The organism is Nostoc sp. DedQUE09, from assembly GCF_034530915.1.
Classification (GTDB): Bacteria; Cyanobacteriota; Cyanobacteriia; order Cyanobacteriales; family Nostocaceae; genus Nostoc.
This window is the reverse complement of record NZ_JAVRCE010000002.1, coordinates 225,435-245,391: the sequence shown is the minus strand read 5'-3', so window position 1 is coordinate 245,391 and position 19,957 is coordinate 225,435. Positions and strand designations below refer to the sequence as shown.

Annotated in this window: 9 protein-coding genes and 1 pseudogene; 6 read left to right on the top strand and 4 right to left on the bottom strand. The window is 40.0% G+C overall.

Features of this window, described 5'->3' with window-relative positions:
* Positions 1-5: 5 nt before the first annotated feature.
* Positions 6-221: pseudogene (locus RMY27_RS02195) on the top strand (IS4 family transposase); the annotation flags it as partial.
* 510 nt (positions 222-731) lie between these two features.
* On the opposite strand, the gene RMY27_RS02190 reads toward RMY27_RS02195, so the two are convergent.
* Complete coding sequence (locus tag RMY27_RS02190; protein WP_322660072.1) at positions 732-1,388, bottom strand: pentapeptide repeat-containing protein; 657 nt, start codon at positions 1,386-1,388, stop codon at positions 732-734.
* Positions 1,389-2,956: 1,568 nt separating this feature from the next.
* The gene (locus RMY27_RS02185) at positions 2,957-3,079 is read right to left on the bottom strand and encodes a hypothetical protein (protein ID WP_322660070.1); all 123 of its coding nucleotides are present in this window, start codon (positions 3,077-3,079) and stop codon (positions 2,957-2,959) included.
* Positions 3,080-3,274: 195 nt separating this feature from the next.
* On the opposite strand from RMY27_RS02185, the gene RMY27_RS02180 reads away from it, so the two are divergent.
* Both RMY27_RS02180 and RMY27_RS02175 read left to right on the top strand, forming a co-directional pair.
* Entirely contained in the window at positions 3,275-6,562 is a 3,288-nt protein-coding gene (locus tag RMY27_RS02180; protein ID WP_322660068.1) for a filamentous hemagglutinin N-terminal domain-containing protein, read from the top strand.
* A 361-nt stretch (positions 6,563-6,923) separates the two neighbouring features.
* Positions 6,924-7,079 (top strand): hypothetical protein, encoded by a 156-nt coding sequence (locus RMY27_RS02175; protein WP_322660066.1) that lies wholly within the window; start codon positions 6,924-6,926, stop codon positions 7,077-7,079.
* Here RMY27_RS02175 and RMY27_RS02170 read toward each other — a convergent pair.
* Both RMY27_RS02170 and RMY27_RS02165 read right to left on the bottom strand, forming a co-directional pair.
* On the bottom strand, positions 7,056-8,807 hold the full coding sequence (locus tag RMY27_RS02170; protein ID WP_322660064.1) for an asparagine synthetase B family protein: 1,752 nt from the start codon (positions 8,805-8,807) through the stop codon (positions 7,056-7,058). The genes RMY27_RS02175 and RMY27_RS02170 overlap by 24 nt on opposite strands.
* A gap of 314 nt (positions 8,808-9,121) precedes the next feature.
* Positions 9,122-10,003: a 4-hydroxybenzoate solanesyltransferase gene (locus RMY27_RS02165; RefSeq protein WP_322660062.1), complete on the bottom strand. Its 882-nt coding sequence runs from the start codon at positions 10,001-10,003 to the stop codon at positions 9,122-9,124.
* Positions 10,004-10,352: 349 nt separating this feature from the next.
* On the opposite strand from RMY27_RS02165, the gene RMY27_RS02160 reads away from it, so the two are divergent.
* The 3 genes from RMY27_RS02160 to RMY27_RS02150 all read left to right on the top strand — a co-directional run bounded on the left by RMY27_RS02160 (position 10,353) and on the right by RMY27_RS02150 (position 19,801).
* On the top strand, positions 10,353-12,002 hold the full coding sequence (locus RMY27_RS02160; RefSeq protein ID WP_322660060.1) for a Ppx/GppA phosphatase family protein: 1,650 nt from the start codon (positions 10,353-10,355) through the stop codon (positions 12,000-12,002).
* 1,317 nt (positions 12,003-13,319) lie between these two features.
* Complete coding sequence (locus RMY27_RS02155) at positions 13,320-13,874, top strand: RidA family protein (RefSeq protein ID WP_322660058.1); 555 nt, start codon at positions 13,320-13,322, stop codon at positions 13,872-13,874.
* A 512-nt stretch (positions 13,875-14,386) separates the two neighbouring features.
* Positions 14,387-19,801, top strand: a complete 5,415-nt coding sequence (locus tag RMY27_RS02150; protein WP_322660056.1) for an AAA family ATPase — start codon at positions 14,387-14,389, stop codon at positions 19,799-19,801.
* Positions 19,802-19,957: the final 156 nt, after the last annotated feature.

The window sequence follows — 19,957 nt, the reverse complement described above, 5'->3', positions numbered from 1 at the left end:
TTGGCATCGCTTTGAATCAACCATTAGACCTCATTTCTACAGAGATGGTTTCTCGTAGTTTATACCATTTCTCCCAAGCTGTTGTGCGTGGTGATGCCACTGATGTTGTCAGCTATATTGTTGAACATCAAAAGCTCTTTGGAATAGTCAAAACTAAGCGTAAGCGCGTAAGCGTCACCCTTGAGATTGACGCTTACACCCAACAAATTTGGGCTTTATAGCAGGAGGCAGAAGACAGGAGGTAAAAACCTTGCTATTCCTGAGATTCACGCTTGTCATTATATTTTAATCTACCTGGCAACTGCTATATCTTCTTAAGTTGACACCAATGGGCAGTGCCGTCCCCCGACACCCCTTGGTATAATGCTATACCACATCAGAATGGGAATGGCTATATTTTCATTACAGTTTGAGCATTCCTAACTACAGAAGAAGCTGTGTTAATTACAGCTTGAGCATTGATAATCACAGAAGAAGCTGTGTTAATTACAGCTTGAGCATTGATAATCACAGAAGAAGTCGTATTAATTACAGCTTAAGGATTACTTATCATATAAGGAATATTTATAACTAAGGCTTAAGCTGTATTAACTCAGGTTTCAAGTCAATACTTCTCGCTTTATGTTTACTTATTCTGACTTTTAAATTCTGAATTATGCTGCATCACGTTTCCATGTAGAGTATAGAAACGAAATTACAAGATTATCTCACTTTGGCAGAGCTATTTCTAGCTAATAAATAACTATCTGAGGTTGCTCAATTGTGCCATCAGGCATGATAGTATCTCGCAACTTTGCATAAATCAAATTTGTCTTCCAAAGGTTTGCATTGCTCAAGTTTGCTTTAGTTAAATTTGCCCATGTCAAGTCTGCACTAGTTAAGTTAGCCTCAGTCAAATTAGCTTCTAGTAATTTTGCTCCACATAGCTTGGCTCGTGTGAGATTTGCAAAACTTAAGTTAGCTTCAATCAGCGATGCTTCAATTAATTTGGCTTCACTTAAGTCTGCTTCTCTCAAATCTACATCACATAAAGAAGCACCCCAAAGATTACTACCTATGAATTTCACTCGCCATAAGAAAGTTCCGCACAAATTTGCTCTTGTTAAATCAGCATTAGTCAAATTGGCTTCACATAAAGATGCTTCATACAAATTAGCTTCGCGTAAGCTAGCTTGCATCAAATTTGCGCCACTTAAATTAGCACGAGTCAGAACACAGCCAGACAAATTTGCATCACGCAAATCAGCTCCAATTAAATTAATACCGCTTAAATTAATTCCTTTCAGGTCGATTCCTCTCAAGTCACATCCACTGAAATCCCGACGCTGAAAATATTTATTTGTAATTTGACTTAAAATAAATTCCTGTTGTTGAGGATAATTGTTCATGGTATTCACCTCTGGGTGTAATTGGTCTCAAAGGTTGAGTGTGTTAGTTACCGCAATACTTCTCGGTTAGGCATTTTTAATTCGGAATCGGGTTTTGGTAAAGGTTACTGGGTTTGGGTTAAAGGTTTTTTCTTTTCCCTTTCTTTTTACCCCTTAACCGAGAAGTATTGGTAGTTACCGTATATTGAGAGTACACCGCAAACGGAGATTAGCTCAGTAAATAATCAAAAATAAATTAAAAGAAAATCGGCAATCACTTGAAAATGCGTTTTTTCAGTGGTTTTTAAAACAAAAAATGCTGACATAAGTCAGGAAATATTCATATAACAAGAGTCATTTGTACTTGGTCATTGGTACTAATGACAATGACTTCGATTTCACTAGGGCTTTTTATGAAAAGCCAGGGGAAAGAATTAGTTAATAGTTGGTAGCGCCAGCCAGCTAACAAGTCGATGAAGCGGACAGGCGAGATATCTTGGCGGTGATGTTGAGCTTATCTTGGTCGCTTATCGCTCGCTGCCCCCGCCCTCATCCCTACTCGATTAGCAACCGCCCTCACCTCTATGATTTCTCCTTTGGTCGGGGATGGGAGCAATTATCTGGCAAAAAAGCACCACCAAAGATGTTTTAAGTAAATCGGTAGAGCGCTTGAGCTAACTCTCGCCAGTTTGATAAATCGAAAGCGATCGCACCTGTGCTTGTGGCTGCCAAAGAAATTGTAGATAAATAGTGGCAGCGTCAAGATAGAGAATATTAACAAATAGTATCTGACATAATATAACTCCTTGTAACTAATTAAAACTTTTTAGGTTTTGAGCTAATGAAACCTCAAATTGGACGCAAGACGGTTAAGGTGATTTGAGCAGCATACTCTTTCTTACCTGTATTTATAGCAAAGTGCTGAGTGCTGAGTGCTGAGTAAAAACCCAGTCGTTTCAAGCCTTTGAGCAATCAACACTGTCCTAATCTATGTGACTACGGCTATAAGTGAGTAGCCCTGCTCAGACCAAAATAACTTTACTCAGTTGTTAGTAATTTTTATATCTCAGTAACTACCGTAATTACTGAGATATACTTCACCCTGACTATGAAAGATAATTTTGTTCAGCCGAGTCATCCTCTAGACATTTAACAGAGTAGTCTTTTAGTAGATGTTTACACTTGGTATTAGCTATAAATTCAAAGTAAGTAAATATTATTTAATCTTTGGCTAAAAAAGGAGTTTTTTATGCTGTCGGCTGTGATTTTTTTTGTTGGCTACACTGTAATATCTGCATTTTTCATTTCTCATGTTGAGTAATTGGCTAGAAAGTATTAGGATTCCTATTTGATTACGGCACGCTTGATAAGGGCAAATCGATTATCTATAAGGCTTTTGGGTGTAGGGTGTGGCTGAGTGGGGTATAGTAAGGAAAAAGTTTTTTAATGTCCGCGTTCATTTCTACTTTTCCTGATTTTTCCAAATCTGCAACCCTGCCCCCAAGACCCTGCCCTGGCAAAGATTTCATTTTTACGAGAGTGCCATTCGTTCATGCCATCTCTTTTATACCAATCGGAGTTGACAAAAGCTAGCCCTGTTTACCTAGCAATCGAGCGTACTCGTTTTTGATGATGGAATAACATTCACAAGATGTATCTTCCAACTCCGGTCGATCCAAAATGGTAATATTTCCACGCTTGTAGCTAATCATTCCGGCTCGGCTGAGTTTACTTGCTACTTCCGTAGCCCCTGTGCGGCGACATCCCTAGACCATAAAAATAGTTGGATATCGGCTTGCTCTGAGTATTTGTTTAGAAAATTTATTGCTTTTTACTGCTCTTACCACCATAAAATTAGGACAAAGCATTAAAGCGTTTCGTTAGGTTGCCGATAGGCATCGCTCCTGATGACACAGTCTAAAATACCAACCACCACAATCACTATACAAACTCAGCTTGATTCAAAAATTGCTATTTGTGTAGGAATAGGAATGGCGCTTGCTTTTTGGGCAAATTGTGCTTTTGCTCAAATTGCCCCGGATGACACTCTACCTATTAATTCCGCCATCACGTTTCAAGGAAATACTCACCTGATTGAAGGCGGAACTAGAGTGGGTAGCAATCTCTTCCACAGCTTTAGAGAGTTTTCAGTTCCTACTGGCGACACTGCTTTCTTTAACAATGCTCAAGATATTCAGAACATCATTAGCCGAGTAACAGGTGGGTCAGTATCGAACATTGATGGATTGATTCGCAGCTTAGGTGTGGCTAACCTATTTCTACTCAATCCTAATGGGATTATTTTTGGTGAAAATGCCAGCTTGAATATTGGCGGTTCGTTTGTAGCAAGTACGGCGAATGCACTGCAATTTAGGAATCTGGGATTTTTCAGTGCAACTGAGAAACATCTTTCTTCCCCTTTGTTGAAAATCAACCCTTCAGCTTTGGTCTTTAATCAAATCAATCAAAATGCAGCAATTCAAAATAATTCAGTTGCACCAGCAGGAAAAGACCTAGCAGGTTTGAATGCATTTGGTTTGCGAGTAGCAGATGGTAAGAGTTTGCTACTTATGGGCGGTAATGTCAGCATGGATAGTGGACGATTAAATGCTTTTGGTGGGACAGTTGAGTTAGGGGGATTGGCGGAATCTGGGAATGTAAACCTTCTGTTTGATGGGAATAAATTGAGCTTGGGATTTCCTGAAAATGTGAATCGTGCTTCGGTATTTCTTAGCAATCAAGCGGGTGTATACGTAGAAGGGGGTGGTAATATTGCAATTTTTGCTCGCAATCTGGATATTTCAGAAAGTGTCCTCAAGGCTGGAATGGTTCAAGGCTTGGGATCAACGAGCAATCAAGGGGGAGATATTATACTCGATATAACTGATGCTATCAGGCTGGGAAAGTTGAGCGTAATTCAAAACGTTGTCAATACTGATGCAATGGGTAATAGTGGCAACGTGATTATTAAAACTGGAACACTTAATATTAAAAATGGCAGTCAACTAATTGCTGGCACTCTAGGACAGGGCAATGCGGGCAGTATTAGCATCGACACGCGCGAGAGCATTTCCATAGATGGAGGAAGTGATGATGGTAAGTTTTCTAGCCTTATTATCAATACTGTTCTCAGTCCCATAACATCAAATAGCCAAATCCAAGGTGGAGACATCCGTATTTCTACTAAAACTCTCTCGCTGACCAATGGAGCACAGTTAGAAGCAAGCACTAGTGGGAAAGGTCAAGCGGGTAGTATATTTGTTAATTCCAGCCGCAGTGTCTTTTTGGATGGAGTGGGAAATGATGGAATTTCGACTGCAATTCGTAGTGATGTTAAAACTGGTGCAGTAGGTAATGGCGGGAAAATAGTAATTGAGACTCCAGTATTAGAATTAACCAATGGAGCCGAACTAGTTGCAGGAACCTCCGGACAGGGCAGAGCAGGTGACATAATGATTAGAGCCGATCACATTGCTTTTGATGGAGTTGGAAACAATAGTTTTGCTAGTAGCGCTGGTAGCGCGGTTAGAAGTGGTGGAGTTGGACAGGGCGGCAATATTCAGATTCAAACTGGATCGCTTTTCTTGACAAACGGAGGATTTTTAACAGCTGCTACCTTAGGTGAGGGAAATGCAGGTAGTATTATTGTGCGAGCAAATAGTGTTTATCTAGATGGAGTTGGCATTGAAGATGGCATTCCCTCCAGTCCTAGTGGTATGACAACCTTAGTATATAGTGGAGCAAAAGGGACAGGAGGAGAGATTAGAATTGAAACTGGCTCACTCTCTGTTACCAACGGTGCTCAGATAAATGCTGCTACTCAGGGCCAAGGCAATACAGGCAGAGTTACTATACACGCACGTGATCGCGTATCCTTAAGTGGGTTTACTCCGTATCCCTATTTAGGAGATGACCTGATAGTCCCTAGTGCTATCATCGTCGCAGTTGGACGGGAGGCAGTAGGGAATGCAAGCGATTTGACAATTGAAACCAACTCTTTCTCTGTTACCAATTATGCCATATTGGAAACTGCTACCTATGGACAGGGTGATGCAGGTAATATTCGCATCGATTCAGGTTCATTCTCATTACGAGATGATGCTATACTTTCTGCCTCAACTTATGGAAAAGGAAATGCAAGTAATATTCGCATCGATACAAATTTCTTTGAAGCACTCAGCGGTGGACAGATATCCACTATTACTTCAAGTAATGGACGCGCAGGTAAAATTACAGTGAGCGCTCTTAATCAAGTATTTATTAGTGGTATCGACTCTACTTATTATAATGATCCCATTACTAAATTTTCTAGCAGAGTAGCAGATATTGGTGGTAACAGTGGTTTATTCGTCAGTGCTTTTGGCTCAGGAATCACAGGCGACATCGAAATAAATTCACCCAAAATTATTCTAGACAATCAAGGCCGACTCAATGCTGATTCTGTTTCTGGTAATGGTGGCAATCTCAACCTCAATAGCGATTTGTTATTGTTGCGTCATGGTAGTCAAATTTCCACCAACGCTGGTACTGAGCAAAAAGGCGGTAATGGCGGTAATATCAATATCGACTCAAAATTTATTGTCGCTGTCCCCAATGAAAATAGCGACATCACTGCCAATGCATTCAACGGTTCTGGCGGCAAAATCCAAATCAATGCTACTAAAACATTTGGCATCGCACCACTTAGTCGGCAAGACCTGGAAAGATTGCGCCCGCTTGATTTAGACCCAAGTCAACTGCCAACAAATGACATCACTGCCGTTTCTCAAGAAAACCCTTCTTTAAGTGGCACAGTACAAATTAATACACCTGATGTAGACCCCAGCCGAGGCTTGGTTGAACTACTTACCAATCTCGTCGATCCGTCCACCCAAATTGCTCAAGGTTGTTCTAATAGAGAACGACGAACAGATAGTCGGTTTATCGCCACAGGACGCAGCGGTTTGCCCGAAAGCCCCCATGAACCATTACGGGGGCGGGCAGTAATCGCACCGTGGGTAACGCTTGAATCTACTTGGGAGAATAAATCTCAAGATATTTCTGCATCTACTACACCTTCTGTGAATATTGAGCAACAAATTATAGAAGCTCAAAAATGGGTGGCAGATGGCAAAGGTAATATTCACTTAATTGCCGAAGCTGCTGCAAACACACCTGTTGCTGTTTCTTCGCTATCGGCTGCCTGTGCCCAGTAGTAAATCACGTTGAAACGGGAGCAACGCGATTTGGTGAGGTCGGGCAAAAAGGTGTGATGCCTACGGCGGGCTACATCTAGGCTAAGGGTACGGTTCATGCCATTGTTAGCCCGCCCGCCGCAGAAACTTGCCAACCCATTCGCTCGCTACTGTCGGTGCTAATTGCTTTCAAGTCATCGCACAGACGAAGCAGGTTAACGTTTCTGTTGAGCGGCTGTAAGTAATCCTTACATTATAACCAATATCTCCTATCAGTCCGCTCCAACAGCGTTGTTAGACCGCTTGAGATGCTTTTGTCTTAACCTTGGCGGGAGACAGACATGGTTGCTGGTAATGGGATGCTGATGAGCAGAATCTGTGGATGGAGGAAGTAGCGATCGCTCTTATGCAGGGTAGTCCATCGCCTAAGAGCAATCGATTATCAAGAGTAATTGCCGAAAGTCCGGCTGATATGGGCTATTGGAGTGATGGGGTGTTGGTGGAAAATCTGGTACTATGTTTTTTGATTTACTTGTAACCAAATTTCTAAACTAGCAAGCAACCACAGCTTTACTCCATAACGACTCCAAGTATCTCCTTGATAATTTAACCAATTACGAATTAGTAACTGGTTTAAGTCAGGAGTAATACATGCATTTCGATTTAGCAATAAATCTCTGGCTTCTTGCTGCCAATATTTCCGAAATCCTAACTGCACCGGTACCATCATGCCGCTTTTGGGACGATGAATAATTGTGTCTGGTAAAATATCTGCAATGGCTTGCTTTAAAACTGCTTTTTCTTCCACTCCAGAAAGTTTATACTCTGGAGGTATTTCCATACTTAACTCTACTACTCGTTGGTCAAACAGAGGAGAACGACCTTGCAAAAGAGCAGCTTGAGTCAAGTTACTAACTTTAGTCAAAATTTGGTCAGCACCTTTAAATTTGATATTCATTGCCATCAAACGATTCAGATAGTTAGCTTGAGAATATAAGTCTTCTGCAAAAATCCAAGGTGCTGTTTGTACTGCTGTCCAAACTTCTGGTTTTAAAAGTTGCGGTAAGTCAACAGCGCACTTTTGGAAGGATATTAAATAAGCTTGCAATGCATCTTGATTGGTGACAGAGCCATATAAACTATTAATCAGCATCGGCTGATTTTTTGGCCCACCAAAACAAGGGTCGCCACCTTCACCATTCAAAACTACTTCTACGCTTTCTCTCGCCAGTTGTCCGAGTAACAGGTTGGGAACTGTCAGTGGGTCGCCAATGGGGTCATCTAAATACGCCATTGTTTCCGGCAGGCGTGACCACATATCTTTAAAAGTAATTTCTAAAATGTGGTGCTGCGTCTGACAATGGGATGCAACGAGACTGGAAAATTCTAACTCATTGGGACATTCTGAACCAAAATGAATTGAGAAGGTGTGGACTGGTGCTTTGTGGAATTTTGCTACTAAAGCAGTGATACTGCTAGAGTCCAAACCACCAGAAAGGAAAACGCCAACGGGTTCATTTGCTGGTGGTAAATATTCTTGAACAACTTGCTCTAGAAGTTCTCGCAAGCGATCGCCATGCCATGCTAAGGGTCGATCGCTTGCTGTAATCTGTTCTTGAAGCTGCCAATAAGCTGTAACTTTGTAGTCAGGAAATTCTAAAACAATTCCAGGTCGCAGTTCTCGCACCTGTTCCCAAAGGGTTCGTTCGCCAGGAACAAAAGCACAACAAAGATAATCGCGCAATGCCACCAAATCTAAATCGGATGAACGATGAGGTGCTAAAGTTCTCAGTCGAGGCGCAATCCAACGAACTGAACCAGTGGTAGTGTAATAGAGAGTACGAACACCAACGCGATCGCGAACCAATCTCAACACCTGTTTGTCTCTATCCCAAACCACTAGCGCAAACATCCCCACAAGTTGGCTAAGACTTTCACTACCCCATCGTTCCCAAAGATTGGCTACCAGTTGCAGAGAACTTCCTTGAAAGCTATCCGGTTCAATTCCCAATTTTTGCAGCAACTGCACTCGGTTAGTTAACCAAACATCACCAACAACAACAAATCGTCCTCTAGAACTGATTGCTAATTTCTCTGTCGGCAATTCCGAAGTTGTGCGTGGTAAAATTACAGAAATTTTTTCATCTCGCCAAGCTATATCTTCATAATTTGCATCAACTGTTCCCCACGCTACGCGCCAGGTTGGGTTAGTTTTGATGAATTCGATTTTAGGAGATTTACGATTTTTAAACGCATCAAATAGCATGGAAAATTTTCAACGCATAATCAATAAGAATCGCACTCTTATATCATGTCCGGTTAAAGACTTATCATTAAGACCGCAGAGGAGCGGAGGGGCAGAGGGGCAGAGGGGATGGGTTTTTGGGCTTTCTGCATAGAGAAAGGGAATTATAACTAATTAGCCGGACATGATATTAAACCCCTCCCCGCAAGCGGAGCTACGGTGTACACAAAAGTCCTTCTGACCCACTCTAACTCCCCCTTGGTAAGGGGGAGAACCGGATATTGATTTCCCCCCAATACATCGGGGGGATTAAGGGGGTAAATCTAATTTATTCCTTATAAAGATCCAGCAATCATCCCAGCAAGTAAAATAAAACCAATCCACACATTTTGCCGGAACATTTCACCATAAGCAGAATTAGGTAAGTATCGGTCTCTTAATCGCAGAGACTGCCAAACCCATCCCATAGTAGCAACTGCAAGGCTAATCCAGAAGGCGAAGTGCAGATGTATAACTACGCCTAACCAAGACAATAACAAGATTGTACCAGCAAAGAAAATTCCAATGGCTAGAGGGGCATAATTACCAAAAAATAGGGCGCTAGAATTAACACCAATGCGGCGATCATCTTCCTTGTCGCTCATGGCGTAAACTGTATCAAATCCCAATGTCCACAATACAGTCGCGCCCCAAAGCAACCAGGTTGGTTGAGAAATGCTTTGCGTTACTGCACTCCAGCTAATTAATACCCCAAAACCCCAAGCGATGGAAAGTACTAGTTGCGGTACAGGAAACACCCGCTTTGCACCTGGATAAAGCAAAATTACAGGCACTGCTGCCACGCATAACCAGAAACTCAGGGGATTAAGATAAAAGGCCAAAACTGCTGCACATGCTAAAGATACGATCGCAACTACAATCCCAACTTTCACAGATAAGGCGCGAGAAGCAAGGGGGCGATCGCGTGTTCTCTCTACTTCTGGATCGATATTCCGATCCCACAAATCGTTGACAACACATCCAGTCGCACTCGTGGCCAGAGTACCCAATATAATCACACCAACCAGAGGTAAAGGCGGTTTCCCTGAAGCTGCCAAAAACACAGCCCAAAGGGCAGGAATCATTAAAATTAACCGCCCTTCTGGTTTATGCCAGCGTAAAAGCTGGATAATTACAAGCCAAATTGGTGACTGGGGGCGTTCTGGCGTCGTTAACATAGAAATCAACAAATAACTTTAGAGAGATGAATTCACACTTCTTTACATCTATAGAATAACGTTATTTGTTATTTGTAAAAACATAACCCAAAGTGGCAACTTTAAATATCTTTAAATAGTCACTGCGGTTATAAATAGTAGGGTGAACATACATAGCTCCGTTACCCTCGACCAAGCTGAGTTGCGAATGCTGAGTATTTTTTAATTTACTCAATATTCAGCACTGGCTCAACGCCCTGCTACCGCTAACAGCACTCAGTCTGAGCAAGTGTGTTGTCATAAATATCAGTGCTAGCTACCCCGACGTATCACCGTTTGCCATCATTTCTTAATAAAGAGAGAAAACTAGATGCTGAATTTAGTTTCTAGCTGGGAGAGTATTCCTACTCAACCATCTAAGCAACATCGGATTATTGCTGCCATTGACCTGGGAACAAATTCTCTACACATGGTAGTAGTCAAGATTGACCCCACACTACCAGCTTTCAGCATTATTGCTAGAGAAAAGGAAACTGTGAGGCTTGGTGATCGCAATCTTACCACTGGAGAACTCAAACCAGAGATAATTAAAAAGGCGATCGCGGCTTTAGGACGCTTCCAAGAAGTTGCCAAAACTATCAACGCTGAAACTATCATCGCTGTGGCAACTAGTGCTGTGCGGGAAGCCCCCAATGGTAAAGATTTTTTGCACAAAATAGAAGCGGAGTTGGGTTTAAGCGTTGACTTGATTTCTGGTCAAGAAGAAGCGCGGCGAATCTATCTTGGCGTGCTGTCGGGGATGGAATTTCACAACCAGCCCCACATGATTATTGATATTGGCGGTGGTTCCACAGAATTGATTTTAGGCGATAGTCACCAAGCCCGCGCTCTCACCAGTACCAAAGTTGGTGCAGTGCGACTCACTAGCGAGTTAATTACCACTGACCCCATCAGTAATACTGAGTTTAACTACCTAGAATCTTATACACGCGGTATGTTGGAACGTTCCGTGGATGAGATCCTAGCCAACCTAGAGTTTGGGGAATCTCCCCGTTTGGTGGGTACATCTGGCACAATTGAAACCCTGGCGATGATTCATGCACGAGAAAAGTCGGGTGTTATTCCTACTACTCTCAATGGCTACCAGTTTAGTCTTAAAGACTTGCAAGAGTTGGTAAACCGCTTGCGGAAACTGAGTAATTCCGAAAGGGCTGAGATTCCAGGTATGCCAGAGAAGCGCCCTGAAGTTATCCTCGCTGGCGCAGTGATATTACAGGAAGCAATGACCCTTTTGGGTAGTGAATCAGTAACAGTTTGTGAGCGTTCTCTGAGAGAAGGCGTAATCGTAGACTGGATGTTAACCCACGGTTTAATTGAAGATAAGCTGCGCTATCAAAGTTCAGTTCGGGAACGGAATGTTCTCAAACTCGCGGATAAATACCACATCAACTTAGAATACAGCGATCGCGTGGCAAAATTTGCCGAGAGTTTATTTGACCAAACTCAAGGTACTCTACATCATTGGGGAACTGACGAGCGACAAATGCTGTGGGCAGCGGCAATATTACACAATTGCGGTCATTATATTAGCCATTCATCTCACCACAAGCACTCTTACTATTTAATTCGCAATGGAGAATTACTCGGTTATACAGAAACCGAAATTGAAATCATTGCCAATTTAGCGCGTTATCATCGCAAATCGCCACCTAAGAAAAAACATGAAAACTACCAGAGTTTGCTAACTAAACAACAACGACAAATTGTTAGTCAACTAAGTGCCATTTTAAGATTGGCAGTAGCATTAGATAGACGACAAATTGGTGCGATCGCTAAAGTGCAATGTGAGTACTATTCACAACTTAGGCAGGTCAACCTGCTAATTTTTCCATCTCAATCAGATGATGATTGTGCTTTAGAACTTTGGAGCTTAGATTATAAGAAAGGAGTGTTTGAAGAAGAATTTGGAGTGAAATTAGTAGCAAGTTTAGAAAAGTCTAGTATTCCTAACTTGTCTTAGAAATTAGGGTGCGTTAACACAGTGTAACGCACCTGCACATAGTTTATATTTATGCTTGCGATCGCTAAGAGGATGTCTGAGAAGTATTAAACATTTCGCTCTATCCCCCCTAGCCCCCCTTAAAAAGCAGGGTGGTTTCATACAAGCAGAGAAAAACTCAAACTGGGTTTCAAAGCCTCTCCCCCCGTGGGGGAGAGGAATGGAAGTGAGGGAAAAAGCTATGCCACAAAACGAGAAATCAAGACTTATGTATTTTTCTTTTTTCGTATGAAACCACCCTGCCTAGCCCCCTTTAAAAAGGGGGAAATTTATCTTAAAGTCCCCCTTTTTAAGGAGGATTTAGGGGAATCTAGTAGTCTCAAATACAACACCAAACAGTTTTCAGACATCCTCTAATCAGCATGAGAAGTTAGTCCCAATATAAAATCTTCAAGTAAAAATCAGAAAATTTATCTAATAACTTTTTCAGAAGGTGTTATTAATAAGTAGCATTATTTTATACAAAAAAGTCTTAATTCACTTTGCAAGCTGTATTAACAGAAAATATATATCTAATTCTGGCATCCAACTTAAGGATGAATTTATAACTGTCTTAAGAACCATGTACAAACAAAAAATAGTAATTAGAATAGAATTAACAATCTATTAAATGTAGGTTTATGTTGCTAGTGGATGTCTAAGCCGGGAAACTTAGATATCCTTATATAAAATCTCACTAGTTTAATAAGTAATCAAGCAGACATAATATTGAGGGCTGCAAAAGAAACTTGTGCAGATCCTTACCGATAGATATGGCGATGTCTACGACGGGCTACGCCTATGCAGTTACTGGAGACTTCAAAGTAAAATTTCGGTAGGCTCATCACCGATGCGTGGAGTCGACCATAGTTGCCATCAGGGGAAAGGGGAAAGGGTTTGATATTTACCTTTACCCCTTACCCTTTAACCTTTACCCAGACCAAAAGAGAGATTGTTGGATTTATCCGAAAAGTATTGCAAGTGGATAAGCTTCTTGTGAGACCACGCGGTAAGGGCGCAAGGCCTTGCGCCCCTGCGACTGTTGTTTGCGCTCTGAAGTTATTACGAAAATACCACGCACTGCGATCGCCTAATACACTTTTTGAGGGTTAATAACCTGATTTAGTATAAGTTTTAACTGTATCCATATTGCAAGCTAAAGGAACTGAAACCAATCCAGACTTATTATATATGTGATCACACTGAATAAATCTTGTAACTAGTGCTTTTTAATTTAATTAGATAGATAATAAAACTAAGTATGAGCAAAAATAAAGAACTCACATTTAAGGAGCTTTAATGACTAGACCTATTAGCAGTGCTGTAAATTCATTAGTAGCAAACTTATCACGACGAAATGCACTTTTGTGGCTTGGAGGTAGTGGAATAACTACCGCTTTGATGGTGGGAACACAAAAGGAAGTGAGTGCTAAAGACAACAAAGAGTTGAAATTGGTGAACCCACCAACGTTATATAATGCACCCCAAAATGGCTATAGCCATATAGCTGTTACACCATCAAGGGCAAGAACCGTCTATATTTCGGGTCAATTTGGTTCGGATCTACAAGGGAATCTTGTCTCGGATGACTTTGAAAAGCAGTTAATACAGGCTTTTAAAAACCTTCGTTATGCCTTAGCAGCTGTTGGGGCACAACCACAAGATGTCGCAAAAACTACTGTTCTTATAGTGGATCACAACCAAAATAAATTGATCCCGTTAGGACGTGAAATTATAAATTTATGGGGGAATAAACCACCAGCAAACACTCTTATTCCCGTTCCTAGACTTGCACTTGACGGTATGTTGTTTGAAATTGATGCTTATGCGGTAATTCCAGATAACCGTAGTTGAGGGCTGGTTTCAATATAACCCTATCAATCACAGTCGGCGGAATAACAAACTTCCGCTACTGTCAATCAATAATAGTCTCTCCTATTTGAGTAGGTAATTGCCTTTAGTCAGACTACGAAACCTAAATAAAAATCCCAGCAGGTTCTAATAGTGAGCTTTTGTTAACTTGGCTTTTTAAAGATTAAAGGGTAAAGATGAAAAATTTTAATTGCTTTACCTTTAATCTTTCCCCAGCCCTTACAAGCACATTTTTGAGTTGAAAAATTACTAGTTTACGCTTTGCATATTCCTAATTTACTACTAACTGAGAGACTTGACACTATTGTAGGGAATATTCTATCTCTGTATTTGATACCTGAAAGTTAAAGCAGCGGGTAATATACCCTAAAATTTAAATCTTATCTTCATAAATTAGATATAAAGTAAAGCCACAGTAATTTCTACCAATTAATATTAAGATGCCATTCTTAATTTGGGAATAATAAATTTATAAATTACTAGGATTTTACAGTATGTTTAGCACTAATGTTAATATTTCTGGATACCAAATCGTTGAAGAAATCTACAATGGTTCGAGAACTATAGTTTATCGAGGGTGTCGAGAAAGTGACTCATTACCTGTAGCGATCAAACTGCTGAAAAATCCATATCCATCCTTCAACGAACTGGTGCAGTTTCGCAATCAGTACACCATTGCCAAAAATCTAAACTCATCTTTAATCGTCCAAACCTACGGACTGGAGGTGTATCAGAATGCCTATGTGTTGGTGATGGAAGATTTTGGTGGCATTTCTCTAAAAGATTATTTTACTCGCAATCAAACACGAGACATTAGGTTTTTACAAGAGTTTTTTCAAATAGCGATCGCACTTTGTAATACCTTAGAGATACTCTATAGTCACCGTATCATCCATAAAGATATCAAACCGAGCAATATTTTAATTAATCCTCATTCCAAACAAGTTAAATTAATCGACTTTAGTATTGCCTCTCTATTACCAAGGGAAACGCAAACGTTAATCAGCCCCAATGTATTAGAAGGAACACTAGCTTATATTTCTCCAGAACAAACGGGGAGAATGAATCGGGGAATTGACTACCGGACTGATTTTTATTCGCTTGGTGTAACTTTTTATGAATTACTTACAGGTGAGTTACCTTTTCAATCAAACGATCCAATGGAATTGGTGCATTCCCATATTGCTAAGGTAGCCTCATCAATAGATGTAATTAACTTACAAATTCCGGCGGTAATTTCGGATATCGTTAGTAAATTAATGGCAAAAAATGCTGAAGACCGCTATCAGAGTGTATTAGGATTGAAGTATGATTTAGAAAATTGTTTAGCTCAACTGAAAACAACTGGCAAAATTGAAAGTTTCCCAATTGCCCAAAGGGATGTGTGCGACAGATTTATTATCCCTGATAAACTCTATGGACGAGAAGCAGAAGTAGAAACTCTGCTAGAAGCATTTGAAAATGTCAGCCTGGGAGCAACAGAAATAACGCTAGTAGTTGGGTTTTCGGGGATTGGTAAAACTGCCGTTGTTAACGAAGTGCATAAACCTATTGTTCGTCAACACGGTTATTTTATCAAAGGCAAATTTGACCAATTTAATCGGAATATTCCTTTTTCTGCATTTGTCCAAGCTTTCCGTAACTTCATGGAGCAATTACTAGCAGAAAGTGATGTCCAAATACGAAAATGGCAAAATCAAATTATTCAAGCATTAGGTGAAGACGGACAGGTAATTATTGAAGTCATTCCCGAATTAGAAAAAATTATTGGCAAACAACCACCTGCACCAGAATTATCAGGTAACGCAGCACAAAACCGATTTAATTTATTATTTCAGAAATTTCTCCAAGTATTTACAACTAAAGAACATCCTTTAGTCATATTCTTAGATGACTTGCAGTGGGTAGATTCAGCTTCATTGAAACTCATGCAATTATTAATGAATGAAGCTAATCAGGGATATTTATTATTAATTGGTGCTTATAGAGACAATGAAGTATTTCCAGCACATCCGTTGATGGTAATGTTGGATGAAATTCGCAAAATAGGTGTCAAGGTGAATAGTCTTGCCCTGAAACCGCTCAACCAATTACAATTGAACCAACTTGTAGCCGATACATTAAATTGTGCAGAAAATGTGGCATTATCTCTTTCACAATTGATTTATCGTAAAGCTCAAGGAAATCCATTTTTTGCAACTCAAATCCTGAAATCATTACATCAAGATCGACTAATTCAATTCAATTTTGCCGAAGGGTGTTGGCAATGTGATATTTCTCAAATAAATCAGCAAACTCTAGCAGACAATGTTGTTGATTTTATGGTTTTTCAATTACGAAGATTACCAGAATCAACTCAACAACAATTGAAGCTAGCCGCTTGTATTGGTAATCAGTTCGATTTAAAAACATTAGCGATTGTTTCTAAACAATCTGAGGTAGAAACCGCAGATTGTTTATGGAAGGCTTTGCAAGAAGGGTTGATTTTACCGCAAAGTGAGGTTTATAAGTTTTTTGTTGATTCCGAAAATCAAGCAACTACTCAAGAACATTCTGAGATTGTTGTGTATAAATTTTTACACGATCGCGTCCAGCAAGCTGCCTATTCACTCATTCCAGATGCACAAAAACAGTCAACACACTTGCAAATTGGGCAATTGTTGTTGCAGAATACACCTAAAGAGCAGCAATCAGGAATTTTTGCGATCGTTAACCAATTAAATTACGGACTGGAATTATTAAAGGAAGCTGACGAACGAGAACATTTATCCCGGTTAAATCTGATAGCTGGTTGTAAAGCCAAAAACTCGACTGCTTATGCGACAGCAGTTGAGTATTTAAAAGTGGCAATTCTTCTATTACCGATAAATGCTTGGCAAAGCAGCTACGATTTAGCCCTTGCTGTTTACGAATCTGCGGCTGAGGCAGAATATCTCAATACAAACTTTGAGGCATCAAAATCATTAGTAGAGATTATCCTCAAAAACGCTAAATCTCCATTGGAAAAAGTTCGTACTTATGAGATTCAAATCCAATCTTATACAGCGCAAAATAAATTCATTGAAGCAATAGCCACAGGTAGAGAAGCACTGCAATTACTAGATTTGACGTTACCTGAAGAGGGTAACACTCAAATGATTTTTGACAAACATGACAATTTACAACAAATGTTGGTTCATCAATCGATTGCAGGATTGGCAGATATGCCAGAAATAATTGATCCCAAAAAATTAGTTGCGCTTCGCATATTATCGGGTTTGTTTGCTCCAGTCTATATAGCCAAACCGATGTTATTGCCGCTCAAAATTTTTACAATGATCGAGATTTGTATCAAGTACGGCAACTCACCACAGGCAGCTGTTGCTTATAGTCTCTATGGATTGTTTTTGTGCAGTATTGGTGCAATTGAAGATGGGTATCAGTTTGGTAAACTGGCAGTACAACTTTTAGAGAAGTTTCAAACTAAAGAGCTTAAAAGTAGGGTTTATTTAACATTTAGTCTATTTATTAAACATTGGAAAGATTCTATTAAATCCACATTGAATCTATTTTTGGAGGGATTGCAAAGTGGATTAGAAACCGGAAATCTAGAATATGTAGGCTATTGTGCCAATTGCTATTGTCAATTTCTCTTTTGGAGTGGAGAAAACCTAGAAAATGCGGTGCTGGAAGCAGATAAATATTGCGATCTAATGCAGCAAATAAAACAAGAAGTATCTCTGGTTTGGGGAAATATCTGGCGGCAGACGGTGCTAAATTTACAAGGAGAAGCGGCTAATCCCTGTTGTTTAATTGGTAAGCATTTTCACGAGGTTGAAATGTTACCAACTTTAATTGAAACAAACAATATCAATGGTATTTGTTATGTCTATCTAGCAAAAACGCTCCTGGCTTATCTTTTGGGTGAATACGAATCTGCTTGGGAATATTCCCAAAAATTTGAGCAATATGAGCAGGGAGCAGCAGGTTTATTAATTGTTCCTTTGCGGAATTTCTACCAATCTTTAAGTTTGTTAGCTCTTTGTTCTCAGGTAAATGAAGCACAGCAACAGCTTTATCTCCAGAAAGTAGCCGAAAACCAGTCAAAAATGCAAGAATGGGCGACTCATGCAGCCGTAAATTATCAGCACAAGTACAATTTAATTTTAGCTGAACAAGCTCGTGTAACTGGCGATCGCTTACAAGCCGCAGATTATTATGAAATAGCGATCCAAGAAGCGATCGCCAATGGGTATGTTCAGGAAGCAGCGATCGCTAACGAACTTGCTGCCAAATTTTACCTAGAATGGGGTAAAGAAAAAGCCGCAGAAGGATATCTGCAACAAGCATATTACAGTTATGCCCGTTGGGGAGCAAAAGCCAAAACTGATGACTTGGAAAAACGCTATCCCAAATTACTCAAACCCATTTTGCAACAGCAAGAATTCAACTTAAATCCTTTAGAAACCATAGCCACCATTGCTCGTACATCTACTTACACTACCAGCAGCACTAATATTTCTGATGCTCTAGATTTAACCTGCATTCTCAAAGCAGCTCAAACTATTTCCAGTTGTATCGAATTAGACGCACTTATCAGCAGTCTCACTCGCATTATCTTAGAAAATTCTGGTGCGAAAACATCTGTATTAATTCTTCCTCAAAAAGATACTTGGCAAGTGCGGGCAATTACCTTTATCGATCAACAGTCAAATTCCCAGACTGATGTCAAAACTATTCTTGATTCCCAACTAATAGATGCTTGTCAATATATTCCGAGAAAACTGATCAATTACGTTAAAAATACTCAAGAAACCGTCATTATAGACAATTGTGAAACGAGTATTCCTGGCGTAATTGGAGAATATATGCTCCTACATCAACCTCAAAGTGTATTATGTACACCCATTATTAACCAAGGTCATTTGGTGGGGATTCTCTACCTAGAAAATCAATTGAATCAAGGAGTATTTACTAGTAACCGCTTACAGGTGATTAATCTACTATCTTCCCAAGCAGCAATTGCCTTAGAAAACGCTCGGCTTTATCAGCAAGCTGGGCAAGCTTTACAAGATTTGCAACAAGCTCAATTACAAATCGTCCAAAGTGAAAAGATGTCTGCATTGGGTAACTTAGTTGCTGGCGTCGCTCATGAAATGAATAATCCTCTTGGTTTTATTGCTGCCAGTCTCCAACAAGCTAAACCAACATTTATTGATGTTATCGAACACTTGAAACTATATGAACAAAAGTTTCCTACTCCTGGAGATGAAATTTTAATTCATGCTGAAGAAATCGATTTGGAATATAGCCTAGAAGATTTGCTCAAGATAATTGATTCAATGACAATAGCGTGTGATAGGCTTAAAAACATTAGCACTAGTCTACGTACTTTTTCCCGTGCCGATAGAGATTATAAAGTACCGTTTAACATTCATGAAGGCATTGATAGTACGATTTTAATTCTCAAACATCGCCTGAAAGCTAACGCAGAACGTCCAGCTATTGAAATAATTAATGAGTACGGAAATTTACCCAAAATTGAATGCTTTCCTGGTCAGTTAAATCAAGTATTTATGAATATCCTAGCGAATGCTATTGACGCCTTGGATGAATCAAATACAGGTAAGAGTTTTGAAGAGATTCAAGCCAATCCCAACCGGATTACAATTACCACCTCTTTCAAAGAAAAACAAGTTGAGGTAAGCATTGCTGATAATGGTCAAGGCATGAGTGAATCAGTCAAACAAAAAGTATTTGACCACTTATTTACTACGAAAAGTGTTGGTAAAGGAACGGGATTAGGATTAGCGATCGCTCAGTCTATTGTTGTAGAAAAACATGGCGGTTCACTGGTTGTGAATTCTACCCTGGGCGTTGGAACAGAATTTGTGATTACCTTACCGATTCTGGCTCAGACTCAAAATTAACTTGGAACCACCACCAGCCAATAGCAAAAGTTATACCAATTTAAAAAAAGAATACGACAAGTAGACCATTTGTAGAGACGCGATAAATCGCGTCTTGAAAGACCAATTATCTACACCACTAATCGTTAACTAAACCTATTGAGAGTTGAAGTTTAT

Excerpts from the sequence above, each read along its gene's own strand:
- RMY27_RS02190 (WP_322660072.1), bottom strand. The coding sequence starts at position 1,388 with ATGAACAATTATCCTCAACAACAGGAATTTATTTTAAGTCAAATTACA.
- RMY27_RS02185 (WP_322660070.1), bottom strand. The coding sequence starts at position 3,079 with ATGATTAGCTACAAGCGTGGAAATATTACCATTTTGGATCGACCGGAG.
- RMY27_RS02180 (WP_322660068.1), top strand. The coding sequence starts at position 3,275 with ATGACACAGTCTAAAATACCAACCACCACAATCACTATACAAACTCAG.
- RMY27_RS02175 (WP_322660066.1), top strand. The coding sequence starts at position 6,924 with ATGGAGGAAGTAGCGATCGCTCTTATGCAGGGTAGTCCATCGCCTAAG.
- RMY27_RS02170 (WP_322660064.1), bottom strand. The coding sequence starts at position 8,807 with ATGCTATTTGATGCGTTTAAAAATCGTAAATCTCCTAAAATCGAATTC.
- RMY27_RS02165 (WP_322660062.1), bottom strand. The coding sequence starts at position 10,003 with ATGTTAACGACGCCAGAACGCCCCCAGTCACCAATTTGGCTTGTAATT.
- RMY27_RS02160 (WP_322660060.1), top strand. The coding sequence starts at position 10,353 with ATGCTGAATTTAGTTTCTAGCTGGGAGAGTATTCCTACTCAACCATCT.
- RMY27_RS02155 (WP_322660058.1), top strand. The coding sequence starts at position 13,320 with ATGACTAGACCTATTAGCAGTGCTGTAAATTCATTAGTAGCAAACTTA.
- RMY27_RS02150 (WP_322660056.1), top strand. The coding sequence starts at position 14,387 with ATGTTTAGCACTAATGTTAATATTTCTGGATACCAAATCGTTGAAGAA.